The 16953-nt window shown below is 62.8% G+C and carries 12 protein-coding genes and 3 pseudogenes; 5 read left to right on the forward strand and 10 right to left on the reverse strand.

Features of this window, described 5'->3' with window-relative positions; translation table 11 throughout:
• Window positions 1-24 precede the first annotated feature (24 nt).
• Window positions 25-1986, forward strand: coding sequence for a pilus assembly protein (locus EN859_RS13195; RefSeq protein WP_189501924.1), 1962 nt, complete (start codon window positions 25-27; stop codon window positions 1984-1986).
• Window positions 1987-2199: 213 nt separating this feature from the next.
• Window positions 2200-2832, forward strand: coding sequence for a LysE family translocator (locus EN859_RS13200; RefSeq protein WP_127854530.1), 633 nt, complete (start codon window positions 2200-2202; stop codon window positions 2830-2832).
• Between the two features lie 34 nt (window positions 2833-2866).
• On the opposite strand, the gene EN859_RS13205 is transcribed toward EN859_RS13200, so the two are convergent.
• Window positions 2867-3691, reverse strand: coding sequence for a DUF2189 domain-containing protein (locus EN859_RS13205; protein ID WP_127854531.1), 825 nt, complete (start codon window positions 3689-3691; stop codon window positions 2867-2869).
• Window positions 3692-3932: 241 nt separating this feature from the next.
• Here EN859_RS13205 and EN859_RS13210 point away from each other — a divergent pair, with 241 nt between their 5' ends.
• Window positions 3933-4418 (forward strand): CAP domain-containing protein, encoded by a 486-nt coding sequence (locus EN859_RS13210; RefSeq protein WP_127854547.1) that lies wholly within the window; start codon window positions 3933-3935, stop codon window positions 4416-4418.
• A gap of 4 nt (window positions 4419-4422) precedes the next feature.
• On the opposite strand, the gene EN859_RS39220 is transcribed toward EN859_RS13210, so the two are convergent.
• The 5 genes and pseudogenes from EN859_RS39220 to EN859_RS13235 form a co-directional block, all read right to left on the reverse strand.
• Window positions 4423-4725, reverse strand: coding sequence for a 2OG-Fe(II) oxygenase family protein (locus EN859_RS39220; protein WP_245525554.1), 303 nt, complete (start codon window positions 4723-4725; stop codon window positions 4423-4425).
• A gap of 219 nt (window positions 4726-4944) precedes the next feature.
• Window positions 4945-6480: a DHA2 family efflux MFS transporter permease subunit gene (locus EN859_RS13220; RefSeq protein WP_127854533.1), complete on the reverse strand. Its 1536-nt coding sequence runs from the start codon at window positions 6478-6480 to the stop codon at window positions 4945-4947.
• A gap of 308 nt (window positions 6481-6788) precedes the next feature.
• Window positions 6789-7964, reverse strand: a complete 1176-nt coding sequence (locus EN859_RS13225; protein WP_127854534.1) for an HlyD family secretion protein — start codon at window positions 7962-7964, stop codon at window positions 6789-6791.
• Window positions 7961-8439 (reverse strand): annotated as a pseudogene (locus EN859_RS13230) (MarR family transcriptional regulator). Before EN859_RS13230 ends, EN859_RS13225 begins: the two are co-directional and overlap by 4 nt.
• A gap of 184 nt (window positions 8440-8623) precedes the next feature.
• The gene (locus tag EN859_RS13235) at window positions 8624-9532 is read right to left on the reverse strand and encodes a LysR substrate-binding domain-containing protein (RefSeq protein WP_127854535.1); all 909 of its coding nucleotides are present in this window, start codon (window positions 9530-9532) and stop codon (window positions 8624-8626) included.
• A gap of 117 nt (window positions 9533-9649) precedes the next feature.
• On the opposite strand from EN859_RS13235, the gene EN859_RS13240 reads away from it, so the two are divergent.
• Together EN859_RS13240 and EN859_RS13245 are read left to right on the forward strand one after the other, a co-directional pair.
• Window positions 9650-11044 carry an FAD-binding oxidoreductase gene (locus tag EN859_RS13240; RefSeq protein WP_245525556.1) on the forward strand — a complete coding sequence of 465 codons (1395 nt, stop codon included), beginning with the start codon at window positions 9650-9652 and terminating at the stop codon, window positions 11042-11044.
• Window positions 11045-11294: 250 nt separating this feature from the next.
• Window positions 11295-12128: pseudogene (locus tag EN859_RS13245) on the forward strand (AraC family transcriptional regulator).
• A gap of 31 nt (window positions 12129-12159) precedes the next feature.
• Here the strand turns inward: EN859_RS13245 and EN859_RS13250 are convergent.
• The 4 genes and pseudogenes from EN859_RS13250 to EN859_RS13265 form a co-directional block, all read right to left on the reverse strand.
• Complete coding sequence (locus EN859_RS13250) at window positions 12160-13095, reverse strand: helix-turn-helix domain-containing GNAT family N-acetyltransferase (protein WP_127854536.1); 936 nt, start codon at window positions 13093-13095, stop codon at window positions 12160-12162.
• Window positions 13096-13253: 158 nt separating this feature from the next.
• Window positions 13254-14387: an alanine racemase gene (locus EN859_RS13255; protein ID WP_127854537.1), complete on the reverse strand. Its 1134-nt coding sequence runs from the start codon at window positions 14385-14387 to the stop codon at window positions 13254-13256.
• Window positions 14384-15612 (reverse strand): annotated as a pseudogene (locus tag EN859_RS13260) (D-arabinono-1,4-lactone oxidase). The gene EN859_RS13255 and the pseudogene EN859_RS13260 overlap by 4 nt, the downstream one beginning before the upstream one ends.
• A gap of 72 nt (window positions 15613-15684) precedes the next feature.
• A complete protein-coding gene (locus tag EN859_RS13265) occupies window positions 15685-16872 on the reverse strand; it encodes an MFS transporter (protein ID WP_127854538.1) in 1188 nt (395 codons plus the stop codon).
• Window positions 16873-16953 lie beyond the last annotated feature (81 nt).

The following is a 16953-nucleotide window of genomic DNA, read 5'->3' on the forward strand; positions in this document are numbered from 1 at the left end:
AAGCAGGCGGGGCCGCTTACAGACATGCGTGAATTCTGGCGTGAATTCTGCCGCGACAGGCGCGGCAACTATGCTCTCATGACCGTGCTGGCCATGGTGCCACTGATGGGCGGCCTGGCGATGGCCGTCGACTATACGGGACTGACCAGCGAGAAGCAGATGGTGGTGAATGCGCTTGACGCCGCCAACTTCGCCACCGCTCGCCGGCTGGTCGAAGGCGCCACCGACGACCAGCTGAAAGCCTACGCGCTCGACTTCTTCAATGCCAACCTCGACAACGTCGATCCCACCAATACGACGCTCAACGTCACGCTGCCGGCCACCACCACCGGCGGCGGCATACTGAAACTCTGCGCCGACCTGGTCTATCACCCCTATTTCCTGCCGGCGGCGGCGGCGCTGATCGGCAGGTCCTCTTCCGCGCTCAATTATTCCGTATGCTCGGAAGTCCGGCTGAAGAACACGCTGGAAGTCGCCATGGTGCTCGACAATTCCGGATCGATGTCGAACACCGGTACCGGTTCCGGACAAAAACGCATCGATCTTCTCAAGCAAGCCGCCAAGCAGCTTGTCGACACGCTGGCCACGCAGGCGGCAATGATCAAGCAGATCGACAAGCCGGTCCAGTTCAGCCTCGTGCCCTTCGCCGCCTCGGTCAATGTCGGCACCAGCAACGACAACGCACCATGGATCGACATCTATGGCCTGTCGCCGGTGCATAACGAGAATTTCGACTGGTCGACGCTGAATGCCGCCGACAAATATGCCCAGAAAATCAACGGCATCTGGTACAAGAAGGGCACTGGCTGGGGTGACGAGGAGGGCCAGATGCTGACCCGCTTCTCGCTCTATCGCGACATGAAGGTCGTCACCAGCCATGAGCAAATCGTCGGCAGCAAGCGCGTCGTCTGTGACGAATACCGCTCAGACAACACCTGCAAGCGCAGCCACGACGAATACGACTATACCGACACCTATGGTCCGTTCGCCAGTTGGCAGGGCTGCGTCGAGGTCCGGCCCTACCCCTACAACGTCAACGACGCACCCGCTTCCGGCGGACCTAACAACACCGGCACGAGCGTTGGGGACCCGGCAACGATGTTCGTGCCGATGTTCGCACCGGACGAACCCGGCAACCACTGGTATCTGACCCAGGATCCCGACGAGCCGAAGCCCGTAACCTACGGCGCCGCGAACAGCTGGTGGAACGATGACCCGACCAGCGCCACCGGCAAGACGCGGCAGTCCAACATGGCCAAGTATTTCCAGCCGCGGCCGATCAATGCGCCGGTGCTGGGCAAAGGCGCCGGCCCCAACTACAGCTGCACCACCACCCCGATCACACCGCTGACCGACGTTACCAACACCGACGGCCTCGCCGCGATCAAGGCGGCGATCGACCTTATGACGCCCAACGGCAACACCAACGTGCCGGAAGGCATGGCCTGGGGCTGGCGCACGGTGTCGAGCAGCGAGCCGTTTACCGAAGGGCGGCCGGAGACGGAGCGCGGCAACGACAAGGTCGTCATCGTGCTCACCGACGGCGAGAATACCTATTCGGCCCTAAGCAGCGACCCGGCCGGCAACAAATCGACCTACGCCGCCTACGGCTATACCGGCCTCGGCTATAATGGCACCTCGGTCACCCGCCTGTTCGGCGGCACGTCGAGCGACATCGGCCAGTTCAACTATTCGTCGAGCAACTACACCGCCGCGCTCAACGAGCAGATGAAAACGCTCTGCAGCAACGCCAAGGCGGCCAACATCATGGTGATGACCGTCGCGCTCGACATGTCGACGGCCGATGCGGGCGACCAGAAAGCGATGGACGCGCTGAAGACGTGCTCCTCGGACTCGCGCTTCCGCAAGGATCCAACCGATCCGAGCAAGCCGGCCAAGCTGTTCTGGAACGCGACCGGAGCGACGCTGTCGGACAATTTCAAGGAAATCGCCAACGAATTGTCCAACCTGCGCGTCGTCAGCTGAAGGCGACTTCACCGAAGCTGCGATCTCGCCCGTTACGGGGGAGATTGGCAGTCATCGCCACTTCGCCAATCGTCAACACTGGCGCAATGGCTCAGGTGGTCATGCCCTTGCGCGTTGCCGCCGGCGCAGGCACATGGTGAGCGTTCGCACGACCGGCGCATTGGATGAATATCGGGAAGCGGACGATCTTTGCCGCCATCCGGAGACGCCTCAATGCCCGAAGCCGCCAACCATCTCGCCTTCGCGCTGGTCTGCCTCGGCATGGTGCTGACGCCAGGCCCGAACATGATCTATCTGATCTCGCGCTCGCTGTCGCAAGGGCCGAAAGCCGGCCTGATCTCGCTCGGCGGCGTGGCGCTCGGCTTTCTCTTTTATGTGCTGTCGGCGGCGTTCGGCATCACCGCGCTGCTGCTCGCGGTGCCCTTCGCTTACGACGCGTTGCGCTTTGCCGGCGCGCTCTACCTTTTGTGGCTCGCCTGGCAAGCGGTGCGGCCCGGCGGGCGCTCGCCGTTCCAGGTACGGGAACTGCCGAAGGACAGGCCGCGCAAGCTGTTCGCCATGGGCCTGATGACGAACCTGCTCAATCCGAAGGTGGCGGTGCTTTATCTGTCGCTGCTGCCGCAATTCATCAATCCCGGCAAGGGCCATGTGCTGGCGCAGCTGCTGGTGCTCGGCTCCACCCAGATCGCGATCAGCCTCACCGTCAACGCAATCATCGCAGTGACGGCCGGTTCGATCGCCGCCTTCCTCGCCGGGCGGCCGCTATGGCTGGTCATCCAGCGCTGGATGATGGGCACGGTGCTGACTGCCCTGGCCCTGAAGATGGCGACCGACGCCCAGCGCTGAGCGTCTTACCTGCAATGCGGGCCGGCAGGGCGCCCTACATCGGCCGCCTCACCTGCTGTGCCCGCTCCGGCTCGACCGTTCTGCGATAGAGGTGCCACGTCGCATGGCCAAGGATGGGCATGACGACGGCGAGCCCGGCAAACAGCGGGATCGAGCCGATGACCAGCAGCACCGCGACCGTCAGGCCCCACAGCGCCATCTGCAGCGGATTCTTTATCACCGCCCGCGCCGAGGTCTCGATCGCCGACACCGCGCCGACATCGCGGTCGAGCAGCAGCGGAAAGGCGACCACCGTCGTCGCCAACACGATGACGGCGAAAACGAAGCCTGCCGCGTTGCCGAGCAGGATCAGCATCCAGCCCCTGCTCGTTGTCAGCACTTCGCGCAGGAAGCCGCCGACCGAGGCCGGCGATTGGCTGCCGAACAGGCCGGTGTAGATCGCCTGCGCGGTGTATATCCACAACAGGAACAGCACCAGCAACATGAAACCGATCGCCGCGATCGAGAACAGCGCCGGCGAGTGGCGTATGTCGAGCGCACGCCGCCAGGATGTGTTCATGCCGAGCTCGCGCCGGCGGCTGATCTCATAGAGGCCGAGCGCGGCAAACGGGCCGACCAGGGCGAAGCCAGACATCAGCGGGTAGACGAGCTGGATGGCGTTGGAGCCGGATGACCACCGCGTCAGGATCAGCCCGACGATCGGATAGATCAGGCACAGGAACACGTAGTGCGAGGGCTTTGCCCAGAAATCCTCTACGCCGAGCCGCAACGCATCCTTCAAATCGGCCGTGGTGATGCGGCGCACTTTTGGCTGCACGTGCATGCCACGCGCGTCCGACATGACATGAAAGCTGGCCATTACCTTTCTCCCGTATGTCGGGGCGGTCACCGCCGGGATGGCCGCCCCGTAGCTGCCACTTCTAGAACTATGGCATGATAGCTGATTTGCCAGAGATTGTCGCCGCGCAGATGGCGTCCAGCCCGTCACCTCGCATTTTTCATCGCCTGCCCGGCAAAAGCCATGATTCCTGGTATCTCAGGCGGGCATGACGCTCACCGACATCGCCAACCATCCATCCTCGGGTCCTCACTCGGCCGAAATGCGCCCGGCACCAAACCGGCGAATGCTGCTCAGGGCTGCCGGCCTCGCCGCATTGGCGGGGCTCGCCGCCTGCGCCACCGCGCTGCCGACCGGCGAAGGCGCCGGTGCCTCTTCCTCCGCTGCCGGCACGCTTGCCGATCTCCGTACCTCAGCTGGGTTGGGACCACTCGTCCCCGATCCGCAGCTCGAAAAGGCGGCGTTGCAGCAGGCCGGCTACATGGCGCGTGGTGGCCGCATGACCCACACCACCGGCTGGGGCAAGGATTTTGGATCGCGCGTCAGGGATAACGGCATTGCCGGTGCCGCCGCCGAAAACATCGCCGAGGGCCGCTTCGACCTGCAAAAGCTGTTCGACATCTGGATGCATTCGGACGGCCACCGCCGCAACATGCTCGACCCGCGCTTCACCCGCTTTGGCCTCGCCTATGTCCGCGACGACCGCGACGGCTCGCTGCGCTACTGGAGCCTTGTGCTCGGGAAATGAGGCTCTACCTGGTCGTCGCCCTGAACTTGGCCATGAGATATAGGCCGGACCGCACCGGCTCGTATTTCGGCGCCTCGCCGCTTGCGAGGCATACGTCCAGCACCTTGATCTCGGCATTCCAGTTCGGCTGGTGAAAGAAGGCCATCGACTGGCGCCTGTCCCTGCCGCCCGCTTCCGCCGGCGGCCCCTCTTTTACAGTCGGATTGACCACGCGGTGCATGGTGGAGACCCAGCGATCGTTGGTCCAACGGGCCATCAGGTCGCCGATATTGATGACGAACGCACCCGCCGTCGACTTCGGCGCCAAGCGCCTTTTCTCCAACGCGCCAGACTTTCGAACCGCCCCAGATCGAACACAGGAAACCTGTCGGACACCGAGAAGGTCGGGGTTTGCATCATCATCATCATCATCATCTCCAGCCTCGGCATTGCTCAGCAATATTTCTTGAGCCAGACCGAATTGGCTAGGGGCTTGCGTTGGAAGCATATGCCAGGGTGTCCCGAGTATCGGCGCACCCTGCGATATTTAATCCATATGCGCGGCCGGCGCCCCACCGGCGGTCGGACCAGCCTTTGGCTTGCGCAGCACGAAAACAAACGGGATGGCAAGCAGCGTCATCATCATCAGCAGCTTGAAGTCGTTGACGTAAGAAATCATCATTGCCTGGATATTGACCATGCCATCCATCTGCGAAAGCGTCGTTGGATCGCCGCCCGCAGCCGCCGGCGAGGCCGCCCATAGATTCGGGTTGAACGGGTTGATGAAGGCCGACAGCTCGGCGTGATTGATCTGCGTGTTGCGGACCAGCAGAACCGTGACGACCGATACGCCGATCGACGAGCCGAGATTGCGTACCAGGCTGAACAGCGCCGTGGCATCGGTGCGGTAGCGCGCGTCGAGCGTGGCGAAGGCGACGGTCGACAGCGGCACGAACACCATTCCCATCCCCAGGCCCTGGATGACGCCGGAGCTGAGGATCAGCCAGTTATCCATCTGAGGCGTGAAGCCAGCCATCGTATAGAGTGACTGCGCGGTCAGGAGAAAGCCGATGACGACGAGGATTCTGGCATCGATCCTGTGCATGATCCGCCCGACGACGAGCATCGCAATCATCGTGCCGACACCGCGTGGCCCCAAGACGATGCCGATGGTGAGGGTCGGATAGCCGAAGATGGTCGACAGCATTGGCGGTAGCAGCGACATGCTCGCCAAAATGAGCACGCCCATGACAAAGATGAACGCCAGTCCGGTCACGAAATTGCGGTCGAGGAAGATCTTCGGGTCAATGAAGGGGTGCTCCGCCGTCAAGGTGTGAATGATGAACACCCAGAAGCCGGTGATGGAAAGACCAAGCTCGATCCATATCTCGACCGAGGAAAACCAGTCTACCTCGCCGCCGCGATCGAGCATCAGCTGCAGCGCGCCAACGCCGAGCGAGAGCATGGCGAAGCCGAAGAAATCGAAGCTCCGTACCCGCCGGGCAATATTGGGAAGGTATGCGGCCATGCCGAGGAAGGCGATGATGCCGACCGGCAGGTTGATGAAGAACACCCAGCGCCAGTTGAAATTTTCGGTCAACCAGCCACCCAGGGTCGGGCCAAGGATTGGTCCCAGCATGATGCCGGCGCCCCAGATTGCCATCGCCTGGCCATGACGTTCCCTGGGATTGATGTCGAGCAGGAAGGTCTGCGACAGCGGCACGATGGCCGCGCCGAACACGCCTTGCATCAGCCGGAAGAAAACGATGGTCTCCAGGCTCCAGGCGATACCGCACAGCATGGAGAAGACGGTGAAGCCGACAACCGCCGTCAGGAACAGTTCCTTGCGGCCGAAGCGGTCGGCCAGCCAGCCGGTCACCGGCGTCATGATTGCGGCGGCAACGATGTAGGAGGTCAGCACCCAGTTGATGTTGTCCGGGGAGGCGCCGAGATCGCCGGTCATGGTCGGCAGCGCGACGTTAGCGATCGTCGTGTCGAGCGCCTGCATGATCGTCGCCAACATGAGCGCAACAGTGATCAGGCCGCGGTGCGGCACTTCGCGAAAAGGTTCTGGCGTGCTCATGATGCGGAACTTCCGGCAGGTAACAAAAACGTGTACACAAGGTTTCCGGGCGGCGAGGCCTTCCGTGTGGAGAGACCCTCATCGCGGTGCGACGCGATTATCGATGTGGGGGTTACATCGACCGAGCGTCTCGATAAAACGGGCGCCTGCCGCCCGGAAACTTCAGGACCGAAGGGTCCTGCGTCGAACGATTCAGGCTTCGGTCAGGCCGCAACGCAGCCAGGTCCGACCCCTCAACCCTTCCCGCACCTCCCATCGGACCAATCCTGTCATCTCCATCCAAACTCGCCGTATGGCGACCGTTTCGTCTACTTAACCTCGCCGGCCGTGGCGTGGCCGAAGATGCCCGGCAGCCCGCGGGAAACACCGGTGTCAACAGTGACGGCAGCACTCATGCCGGTGCGCAGCGCCATCTTGCCGTCAGGGTCGGTCAACTGCAGGCGCACCGGAATGCGCTGGGTGACCTTGACCCAATTGCCGGTAGCATTCTGGGCAGGCAGCAGCGAGAACTCGGCCCCCGTGCCGGCGCCGATCGCCTTGACGGTGGCTTCGAACGTCTTGCCCGGATAGGTATCGACCACGATTTCGGCCTTCTGGCCGGGCTTCATGTTGGTGAGCTGGGTTTCCTTGAAGTTGGCGTCGATCCAGGTGTCGCCGGTCTCGACCAGCGAAAACAGCGGCGTGCCGGCGCCGACATACTGGCCGACCTTGAACGAGGCGGCCTGGCTGACGATGCCGTCGGCCGGCGCCCTGACCGTGGTTTGCGCCAGGTCGTAGGCAGCCTTGTCGCGCGCTGCGAGTGCGGCCATCACGGTCGGATGCTTGTCGGTCTCGATGTCGGGATTGCCGCCGAGTGCCGCCTTGGCGCTGGCGATGCCCTGCTGGGCCACGGCCAGCTGCTGCTTGGCCTTGTCGAGATCGTTCCTGGCTTCGTCCAGCGCCGACTTGGCATTGATGCCCTTCTGCGCAAGGTCGGCGGCGCGGTCGTATTGCGACTGCGCATACTCGACTTCGCTGCTGTCGGACTTTTCCTGCGCCATCGCCTGGCTGTAGGCAGCGCGCAACTGCTCGACGTTGAGCCGTGCGCCGGCCACCGCCGCGTCGGCCTGCGCCAATGCGATCCGGTATGGCTCGGGATCGATGGCGAACAGCAGGTCGCCCTGCTTGACCAGCTGGTTGTCGGCGATATCGACCCGAACGATGCGTCCCGCCGTATCCGCGGCGATCGACACCTTGGCCTGCTGCAGGTTGGCGTTGTCGGTCTCCTGGTAGCGGCCGCCGGTCACCCAGACGTAGCTGCCACCGGCGATCAGTGCCACAGGCAGCGCAAACATCAAAAGGAAACGGCCGACGCGACGCTTCTTCGGCGGCACTGGCGCCGGTTGTTCCGGAGGAGCCACCGTCACCGGAGTTGCAGCCGGCTTTTCGGGAGCCTCCATCTCCAGCTTGGTCACATTCTCGTCTATCTTGGCTACCGCGTTCATGCTGCTGCGCCTTCCGTATTCTTCACTTTTCCAAGGACGACGTTTCGTCGTCCGCAAGATTCTGCACGATCGCCTCCAGCGCCTTGATCAGGATGCGGCGATCTTCCGGCGAAACGCCGACAAGCGATTCCTCATAGACTTCGCCGGCAAGGCTCTTGACCTTTGCGTAAGCCTCGCTCGCCTTGGCGGTCGGGAAAATCATGCGCACGCGGCGGTCGGCGGCATCGGACCGGCGCTCGATCCAGCCGCCCTCCTCCATGCGGTCCACCAGGCGCGATACGCTGATCGGCTCGATTTCGAGAAGCTCGGCAAGCCGGGCCTGCGCGACGCCCTCCTCCTTGGCGACACGGACCAGAAGTCGCCATTGCGCCGAGGAAAGGCCGAAGCCGCTGGCGCGCGCCTCGAAGCGCTTGCGCATCAGGCGCTGCACGTCGTGGATCAAGAAGCCCAATCTGTCGATGCCGTCGGAAACCATGAGCGGCATATATAATAAGCGTGCTTACTATTCAAGCCGACGCATTGCGCCAGAGACCGGCAAGTTTGTATGGCAGCCATGCAAAAGCGGTCATGGTTAGCGATTCATGGATGGCAGAAGAAATCCGCGTTCCGGTCGACCTGCGCCCACACCGGACCCACATATCGAGCCCGATGGTCAACGCTTACACCACCGATTTCATCCAGGCAGAAAAGGCCTCGATGTGCGGCTGCAGGGGGTGACCGGGTACGGATACGAGATAGAACCCGTAGCCCGGGAGACACAGATCGTATGCCTTGACCAGCGCTCCATTTTTGAGCTCGCGGCCGACAACCACGTCGCTGCAGATAGCGATACCCTGGCCCGCCGCGACCGCATCAATCGCGTGCAGTTCTTCGCGAAAGCTCAGGTCGCAAGCCTTGTTGGTATCCGGGAAGCCGGGATCGACGGAGCGTGCCGCTGCCAACCAACACGACCAGGTCGGTGCTTCGCGATCACGGTTCATCCAATCAAAATGGATGAGCGGATATTGCAATACATCGGCGGCCCGCTCGATCTGCCGGGCGCCCTTGGCGAGCAATTCCGGACTGCATACCGGAAAGAACCGGTCCCGAAAAATTTCTTGGGCGGCAAGGTCGGGAGGCATTGTGCGGGCATAGCGGATCGCGACATCGGCATTGCCGGCGCGCAAGTCCAACACCGAGTCGGTGCCGATGATCTCCAAAGAAATCTCAGGGTGCTCTTCCCGCCACTTTGGCAGGCGCGGCACCAGCCACCGACTGGCGAATGCATTCGGGCTCGTCACACGCAGCGGACGTTGGCCGACGCCGGCCGAGGCTGATGCAATTGCGGTGGCGAAAGCGTCGAAGCCGTTCCGAATTGCTGGGAAAAGCCGCTCACCCGCACTCGTGAGCAAAAGTGGCCGAGGCCGCCGTCGGAACAACGGTTGTCCGCAGATGCCCTCGAGCAACCGAATTTGGTGGCTGATGGCCGTGGGCGTCACGCCGAGCTCAATCGCGGCCGCCCTGAAACTCATGCGCCTGGCAGCCGCTTCGAAGGCGCGGAGGGATCCAAGCGGCGGAAGTTTTCTCATTCGTGGAATCTAGATGAATTTGGCTCATCTGGCGACTGAGATATTCGACTTTGCGGCGGGTGAAGGCCCATGAGATCATCGCATCCAGCCTGTCTGGATCACGAAGGGAATCCCTTGATGAGCACGCTCGAGCTGATGGACGATCCCAGGACAGGGCCAGCCCTGCACGCTTCGGACGTTGCGCGGCTCAGGCAGGCAATTCGCGGGGATTTGGTCCTCCCGGACGATTCCGGCTATGACCGGGCACGCAGAGTTTGGAATGGAATGGTCGACAAGCGACCAGCAGCGATCATCTACTGCACCGAATCCCACGATGTCGTCACGGCCGTCAGCTTTGCCAGATCGCAAAACTTTCTCGTCGCCGTTCGCGGCGGTGGTCACAACGTCGCCGGCACTTCGGTATGCGACGGCGGCGTCGTAATCGACGTGTCACGCATGAAGCGGATTGAGGTCGATCCAGTTCGCCGTATTGCGCGCGCAGAGGCCGGCTTGAACCTGGGAGAGTTCGATGAAGCCACGCAGGCTCATGGCCTCGCGACGACCATGGGTGTCAACGCCGATACCGGCATAGCTGGACTGACACTCGGCGGCGGGTTTGGCAAGCTTGGCCGCAAACATGGTCTGAGCTGCGACAATCTTGTAGCCGTAGAAATCGTGACGGCGGACGGCCGGTTGCTCAAGGCAAGCGCGGCCGAAAACACGGATCTCTTCTGGGGCATTCGGGGCGGCGGCGGCAACTTCGGTGTTGTTACAGCCTTCGAATACAAGCTTCATCCCGTGGGTCCCCTGCTCATCGCGGGGTCCGTGCTATACCGCTACGATCATGCGCGCGAAGCAATGCGGTTCTACCGCACGTTTTCGAGCAACGCTCCCGATGAGCTGAGCCTGGACGCGGCGCTTGTAACTGCGCCCTCAGGCGAACGCTTCTTCAGCATCTCGGCCTGTTACATCGGCCCGCTCGCTGAGGGCGAGCAAATCGTCCAACCGTTGAGAGAATACGGTACGCCGGTTGAAGATCGGATTGCTGCTGTCCCGTATCTTCAAATCCAGTCAGCCGGAGACAGCATCTTTCCGCGCGGGCGGCGCTACTACTGGAAGGCGCAGTTCATGCGCGAAATCACTGACCTGGCGATCGACACAATGCTCGCAGCTTACGCGACCGCACCCAGCGAGTCGCTTCTTGTCCTGCAGCAGGTTGGCGGCGCAATCTCGCGTGTACCGACGCCCGAAACTCCCTACGCCAATAGAGATGCGCTTTACGATTGCTTCCCGATATCGATCTGGGACAATCCGACCAATGACGAAACGCACATCCGATGGGCGCGTGACCTATGGGATGCAATGAGACCGTTCTCGACCGGCGGCGTCTATGCCAACAATCTCGGCGAAGAGGGCACAGACCGGGTCCTGGCAGCTTACGGCGAGAACTACCCGATGTTGGCTGCACTAAAAAACAAATATGATCCCACCAATTTCTTCCGCTTGAATCAGAACATCAGGCCAACGATCTGAGCGATTTCCGCCGCGGCTTCGGGTCCGAAAGCGGACCTAACACGTCGATTGGTAGCCTGATTGACAAGGCGATACGCCCTGGATTGGCAACACGCCCGGCGGCATCGACTACAACTTCAATTCAATATGGGCATGAGCGCCGGCGCTGACGATCATCATCGTTTCAATTTTGCGCGGGGCACAACTTCGATCAAACTGATCATGCAAGGAAGCGGCACCATGGCCGCGCCAATTGCGGACGAGGAGACTCATGAACCCGACCGAGAAAGCGCTGTGGTTCGTCGAGAGCCATCTGCCGGAAGCGATTTCGCTCGACGATGTCGCCAAGAGCAGCGGCGTGTCGCGCTTTCATGTCACACGGGCCTTTGGCGCCGCCACCGGCCGTTCGGTGATGGGCTACATGCGCTCGCGCCGGCTGAGCGAAGCGGCGCGCAAGCTCGCTGCCGGCGCACCCGACATCCTCTCGGTGGCGCTCGATGCCGGCTAGGCCTCGCATGAGGCCTTCACCCGCGCCTTTCGCGTCCAGTTCGGCACCACGCCGGAACTGGTGCGCGCGCAAGGCAGCCTCAAAAAACTCGATCTCGTGGAGCCAATCCTGATGGACCAGTCCTTCCTGACCAATCTCGAACCGCCATGCTTCGAAACCAGCCGGCCTTTCCTCATCGCCGGCCTGGGTGAGCGCTACAGCTGTGAAACCAGCGCCGGCATTCCTATGCAGTGGCAGCGGTTCGGCCCCTATATCGGCAACATTCCGGGCGAGGTCGGCGACATCGCCTATGGCGTCTGCGTCAACGGCGACGATGCCGGCAATTTCGACTACATCGCCGGCGTCGAGGTGTCGGATTTTTCCGACCTGCCGAAGGAATTTTTCCGCGTGCGGGTACCAGCGCAGAAATATGCGGTATTCGCCCATCGCGAACACATCTCGACCATCCGTCGCACGGTCAACACGATCTGGAACAAATGGCTGCCGGCCTCCGGGCACGAGATCGCCGATGCGCCCGAATTCGAGCGCTACGGCCCCGAGTTCGATCCGCGAAACGGCAATGGCGGGCTGGAAATCTGGATTCCTGTCAAGGCCTGAAGCGCCGCTGCGCACTTTTGGGCGAAGTGCCCTAGAGCTCCAGGTTCCAGTTCTGGCCGACCAGGTCCTTGCCGAAGGCGTGATGGCGCTCCTCGTCGGCGAGCTTGAAGCCTGATGCCTCGTAGATACGGCGGGCGGAGGTGAGGACGTCGTTGGTCCATAGCGTCAAGGTTTTGTACCCTTTGGCGCGGGCAAAGTTGATGCACTCATCGACCAGCCGCTTGCCGATGCCGAGGCCGCGCGCCGAAGGCTCGACATAGAGCAGCCGAAGCTTCGCCACCTCGTCCGACTTGCGCACGACGAAGACCGAGCCGACGATCTCGCCTTCCCGCTCGGCGATGCAGCCGCGCTCCCATTTCGGGTCGAAGGATTTGACGAAGGCGCCGAGGATCTCGGCGACCAGCGCCTCATAGGTCTCGTCCCAGCCGTATTCCTGCGCGTAGAGAAGGCCCTGGCGATTGATGATCCAGCCGATGTCGCCGACCCTCGGAGGCCGCAGCATGTAAGGGACTTTCGGCTCGGCATCCTCGCCGAGCAGGCGCTGCACCGTCTGCATGGCCTTGACCAGCCTGTCTTGTTCGGGAACTGAAAGCCGGTCGAGCAAGGCCGCGACCTGGTCATGCGAGCCCTGGTTCAGCGGGGCAAAGGCCTGCCGTCCGGCCGGGGTCAGCGCGATCGACGAGCGCCGCGCGTCGGCCTCGGTCGCGGCGCGCTCGACCAGGCCGCGTTGCTCGAACTTCTTCAGAAGCCGGCTGAGATAGCCGGGATCGAGGCCGAGATCGCGCGCAAGGTCGGTGGCGGTCAGGCCATCACGATGCGCCAGCTCGTAGAGCACCCGCGCCTCGGTCAGCGAGAAGGCGCTTTTCAGCCACCCTTCGTCGAGCAGGCCGATCTGGCGGGTATAGAAGCGGTTGAAAGCCCGCACGGCGTCTATCCGCTCCTTGCCGGGCTGATGATGAATCGTCATGGCATGCTCCTGCCGGACCATGATCAATCAATTAGTTGACTTAGTCAAGTATCGCAGCGACGGACCTTATCTGGCACGGCGGATGAGGCCCTCGAAGCCGGCGGCGAGATTGGCGGTGCCGGCGGCGATGATCTTCGACAGGTTTCTGGCGCGGCCGCTCACGCCATCGGCAGTGCTGGCCAGCGGTCGACGATGCTGCCGCCGGAGAGGACGGTGATCGATCCGAAATGCTGCAGCACGGCCTCGCTCTGCGTCGGGCGCAGGAAAGCGTAGTCACCGGGCTTGACGCTCGCATCGCTAGGCAGGCCCATGAATTGCTGGTTGGAGGACAGGCCGAGCAGGCGGTTCGGCTTCATGCCGACGGGAAATTCCGGTTCGGCCATCCACTTGCCGCCATAGAGATAGCAACCCTTGCGCGGAAACAGGCCGATCGTCTGCAACGCCCGGGAAACAGCTGCCGGGCCCGGCAGCATCGGCTCGACCACTTTCAGGATCGGCGTCGCAATGAAGGCAGCCGGCTGAAAGCCATCGAGGCCGGGCGTGTCGAAATCACTGGGCAGCATGAAGGCGGAACCGATCGACACTTCATTGGCCACGCCGCCCCGGTGGAGCAGCGCGGTCTTGCTGCCGCCGATGTTGAGGATGCGGCGCTGGTCCGCGCTAAGGCAGGCGGCGAATGCCACGGCTGATACTGACGCCTGTTCCAGGGCCCTCGCCGGTCCGCCGAACAGGCCGGGAATATGCGGCGCATGCGCCTCGTAGGCCATGATGCCTTCGCAACGCAGCCGCTCTTGGGTAGGCAATGCCTTCAGGGCCTGCGGGCTGGTGAAGCCGCCGCGATGCAGCCCCACATCGATCTCGAAAGCGATGCGCAACTCGATATCGAGTTCGCTCGCCAGCGCGCCATATTCCGCCAGCCTTTCCTCGGTGTCGATCAGCCAGCACACGCGCGACCAGTCGGCGGCGCCGTTCGCCAGCACTGCCCTTGCCGCGCCAACCGGCATCGGCTTGCCGAACAGCATGTCGGCGTCGGGAAACGCCTTCAGCACCGCTTCGGCGACCGGCGGATGGAAGGTCATGAAGCGATTGGTCCCGAGCGCCTTGCCGATATACGAAAGCAGCGGCAGGCAAGCGAGCGACTTGTCGACCAGCCGCAGGGCAAGGCCCGGCGCCAAGCGTTCCCTGACCAAAGCGATGTTGTGGTCCAGGATGTCGAGGTCGAGCAGCAGGCAGGGTTGAAAGATGCCGGCGGCCTTCAGCGCATCTGACAATGCGGCGAAATAGGTGCTCATGCTTCGATGCCGAAAAGGCCGGCCATGTAAGGCGACACGAAGCGGTTCTCGGGATCGATGTCGCGGCGCACCGCCATGGCGTCATCCCAGCGCGGATAGAGTTTTTTCAGGTCCGCCGCCTTCAGGCTGTGCATCTTGCCCCAATGCGGCCTGCCGCCATATCTGCGGAAGATCGGCTCGGCCGCCCGCATGAACCGTTGCGGATCGCTGGCCGCATCATGGTGGATGGCGATCGAACAGGTGAGCCTGTTGTAGAACGGCGACAACCAGAATTCGTCGGGCGCGACCGTGCGCACCTCCATCGGGAAATAGACTTCCGCAAACCGCTTTTCGGTCAGTTCGATGATTTCGGCCAGCGCCTTCGGCCCTTCCTCGAACGGCAGATGATATTCCATCTCGTTGAACTTCGTCTGCCGGTCGCTGGCATAGACGTTGAGCCAGTCCTGCACATAGTCCTCGGCCGGCAATTTGGCGATCGCGCCCAGGATCAGCCGGCGGCGCAGCGACGGCAGCCAGGCAAGCGCGGTACGCAGCCGGCGCAGCGTCGCCAGCCCCGCTTCGTCGTCCTCGGTCGGCCGCGTCGTTGTAGCCGCATCGCTCAGATCGCTGGCGATGAACTGTGCGTAGCCCGAAAACGGGATGTAGTAGAATTCGGCCGAACGGTGTGCGGCCATCATTGTCTCGAAATCGCGGAGCATGTCGGCAATCGGCAGCACCGATTTGCGGCGGCGCAGCCGATAGGTCGGCACATTGTTCATTGTCACTTCGGTCAGGATGCCGAAGGCGCCGAGCGCGACACCCATGGCATGGACCATGTCCAGATCGCCGGCCCGGTTGAAGTCGTGCAATCTGCCTGCCCGTCGACGATCTGCACTGTCTCCAGTTGCGTGTGATAGGCGCCGAGCGTCGGTCCGGAGCCGTGGGTGGCGGTGCCAAGAGCGCCGCCGATCGCCTGGCGGTCGATATCGCCCATGTTCGGCAGGCCTTGGCCGATGCCTTGCAGAATATGCATCAGCGGCCCGAGCCGTGTCCCTGCACGCACCCGCGCCTGATGCCGCTCGCTGTCGTGCGACACCAGCCCCTCGAACCTCTCCATCGACAGGATCGTGCCTTCGGATTTTACCAGCGGCGTGAAGGAATGCCCGGCGCCGGCGACCCGCACCGGGCCAGGCGCGGTGCGTACGAGATCGCTGAGTTCATCTGCGTCGGCAGGGCTGGCGATCAGCTGCGGTTCGGCGCGTACATGGCCGGACTAGTTGCTCCAGGTCTGCGTGGTGGCGTTCGACATGGCGCCGATTTAAGCTATTGCGCGGCGACGCCGCGATACCAGAATGAACAGGCCGAGCAGCACGACGCTGGCGAGGGCGCAGGCGGCGGCGAATTCCGGCACCGGCCGGAAATCCGTGCCGTCGATGAGCAGGGATGCCGCAATCGGTCCTATCGCCAGACCAAGGATCTGGGCGGCCGGCACCAGAAGCACGGCAGTGCGCGTCTCGTCGGCGGTGATTGCCAGACGGATCTGGTAGGGGACGATGAACAAGAGGATGAAGCCCATGACCAGGGCGACCGCCCAGAAAGTCGTGAGGCCCGGCCCACTGGCGAGCAGAGCGGAGCTGGCAACGGCGATGGCGCCGACCACCGCAATGGTGATGCGGTGGTCGATGCGCGCCTCGAGAACTGTCGCCGTCATTGCGCCCAGAACCTGGGCAGCGAGGCTGGCCGACACCATCAGGCCGACAGTCCACGAATAAATCCCGAATTGCGCACCAAGCGGCTCCAGGAAGGCCCAGACCGCACCGAAGAACATGAAATAGCAGAAGATGCACAGCAGCGCGGTGATCGAGGGTAAAGTGAGCACATTGCCGAAATGCTCTTCCCTGGGCAGGTCGGCATAGTCGGCCGGCACCTTCCAGGCGACCGCCAGAGAGGCGACGCACACGACGGCAAGGACAATGAAGCCGCCAGCCGACCCGGCAGCCGGAATCACGTAGAGCGCCAGCAGCAAAGCCAGGGCACTTTGCGCCAGGGTCTGGATGGTGACGAAATAGCCGCCGATGCACTCGGCCCGCCGCGAACGGGCGATCAGCTCGGTGGCGACCGCCACAACGCCACCCTCGGCGAGCCCGGCCACGGTGCGAGCTGAGATCAGCATGTGGGGGGTCGCGACGTGCGCAGTCCACCAATTCGCCAGCGCCAGAATGATCAGCAGGATGGCGCTTTTCCAGCGCATGTTGCGGGCCGACAACAGCATCGCCACGATTGCCGAGCCGATGGCAATCGCGATCATCTCCGCCGTGGCGACCAGGGCCAGCTCATCGCCGCTGACATGCCCCTCGGTATAAAGCGCGCCGAGCAGCACGGGTTGTAGCCCGAGGATGAGCAAGCCGACCGAACCGATCCAAAGTGCTGAGGCAAGCTGTCCACTAGTCGGATTGCCGACCAGCCAGTCGCCATTGTCCGTATGCCCGGCATTTGTCGAAGTCACAGGCGCCCTCCCCGATGTCCTTGCCGCATGGCGAGAAATCTGACAACCTGTCAGCTTTCCAGAAACTGATACTTGATCATA

The sequence above is a fragment of the Mesorhizobium sp. M00.F.Ca.ET.216.01.1.1 genome, from assembly GCF_004010325.2.
Lineage (GTDB): Bacteria > Pseudomonadota > Alphaproteobacteria > Rhizobiales > Rhizobiaceae > Mesorhizobium.

What these genes read in the sequence shown, in the direction of transcription:
- EN859_RS13195 (WP_189501924.1), top strand. Translation starts at nt 25, where the DNA reads ATGCGTGAATTCTGGCGTGAATTCTGCCGCGACAGGCGCGGCAACTAT.
- EN859_RS13200 (WP_127854530.1), top strand. Translation starts at nt 2,200, where the DNA reads ATGCCCGAAGCCGCCAACCATCTCGCCTTCGCGCTGGTCTGCCTCGGC.
- EN859_RS13205 (WP_127854531.1), bottom strand. Translation starts at nt 3,691, where the DNA reads ATGGCCAGCTTTCATGTCATGTCGGACGCGCGTGGCATGCACGTGCAG.
- EN859_RS13210 (WP_127854547.1), top strand. Translation starts at nt 3,933, where the DNA reads ATGCGCCCGGCACCAAACCGGCGAATGCTGCTCAGGGCTGCCGGCCTC.
- EN859_RS13220 (WP_127854533.1), bottom strand. Translation starts at nt 6,480, where the DNA reads ATGAGCACGCCAGAACCTTTTCGCGAAGTGCCGCACCGCGGCCTGATC.
- EN859_RS13225 (WP_127854534.1), bottom strand. Translation starts at nt 7,964, where the DNA reads ATGAACGCGGTAGCCAAGATAGACGAGAATGTGACCAAGCTGGAGATG.
- EN859_RS13235 (WP_127854535.1), bottom strand. Translation starts at nt 9,532, where the DNA reads ATGAGAAAACTTCCGCCGCTTGGATCCCTCCGCGCCTTCGAAGCGGCT.
- EN859_RS13240 (WP_245525556.1), top strand. Translation starts at nt 9,650, where the DNA reads ATGAGCACGCTCGAGCTGATGGACGATCCCAGGACAGGGCCAGCCCTG.
- EN859_RS13250 (WP_127854536.1), bottom strand. Translation starts at nt 13,095, where the DNA reads ATGACGATTCATCATCAGCCCGGCAAGGAGCGGATAGACGCCGTGCGG.
- EN859_RS13255 (WP_127854537.1), bottom strand. Translation starts at nt 14,387, where the DNA reads ATGAGCACCTATTTCGCCGCATTGTCAGATGCGCTGAAGGCCGCCGGC.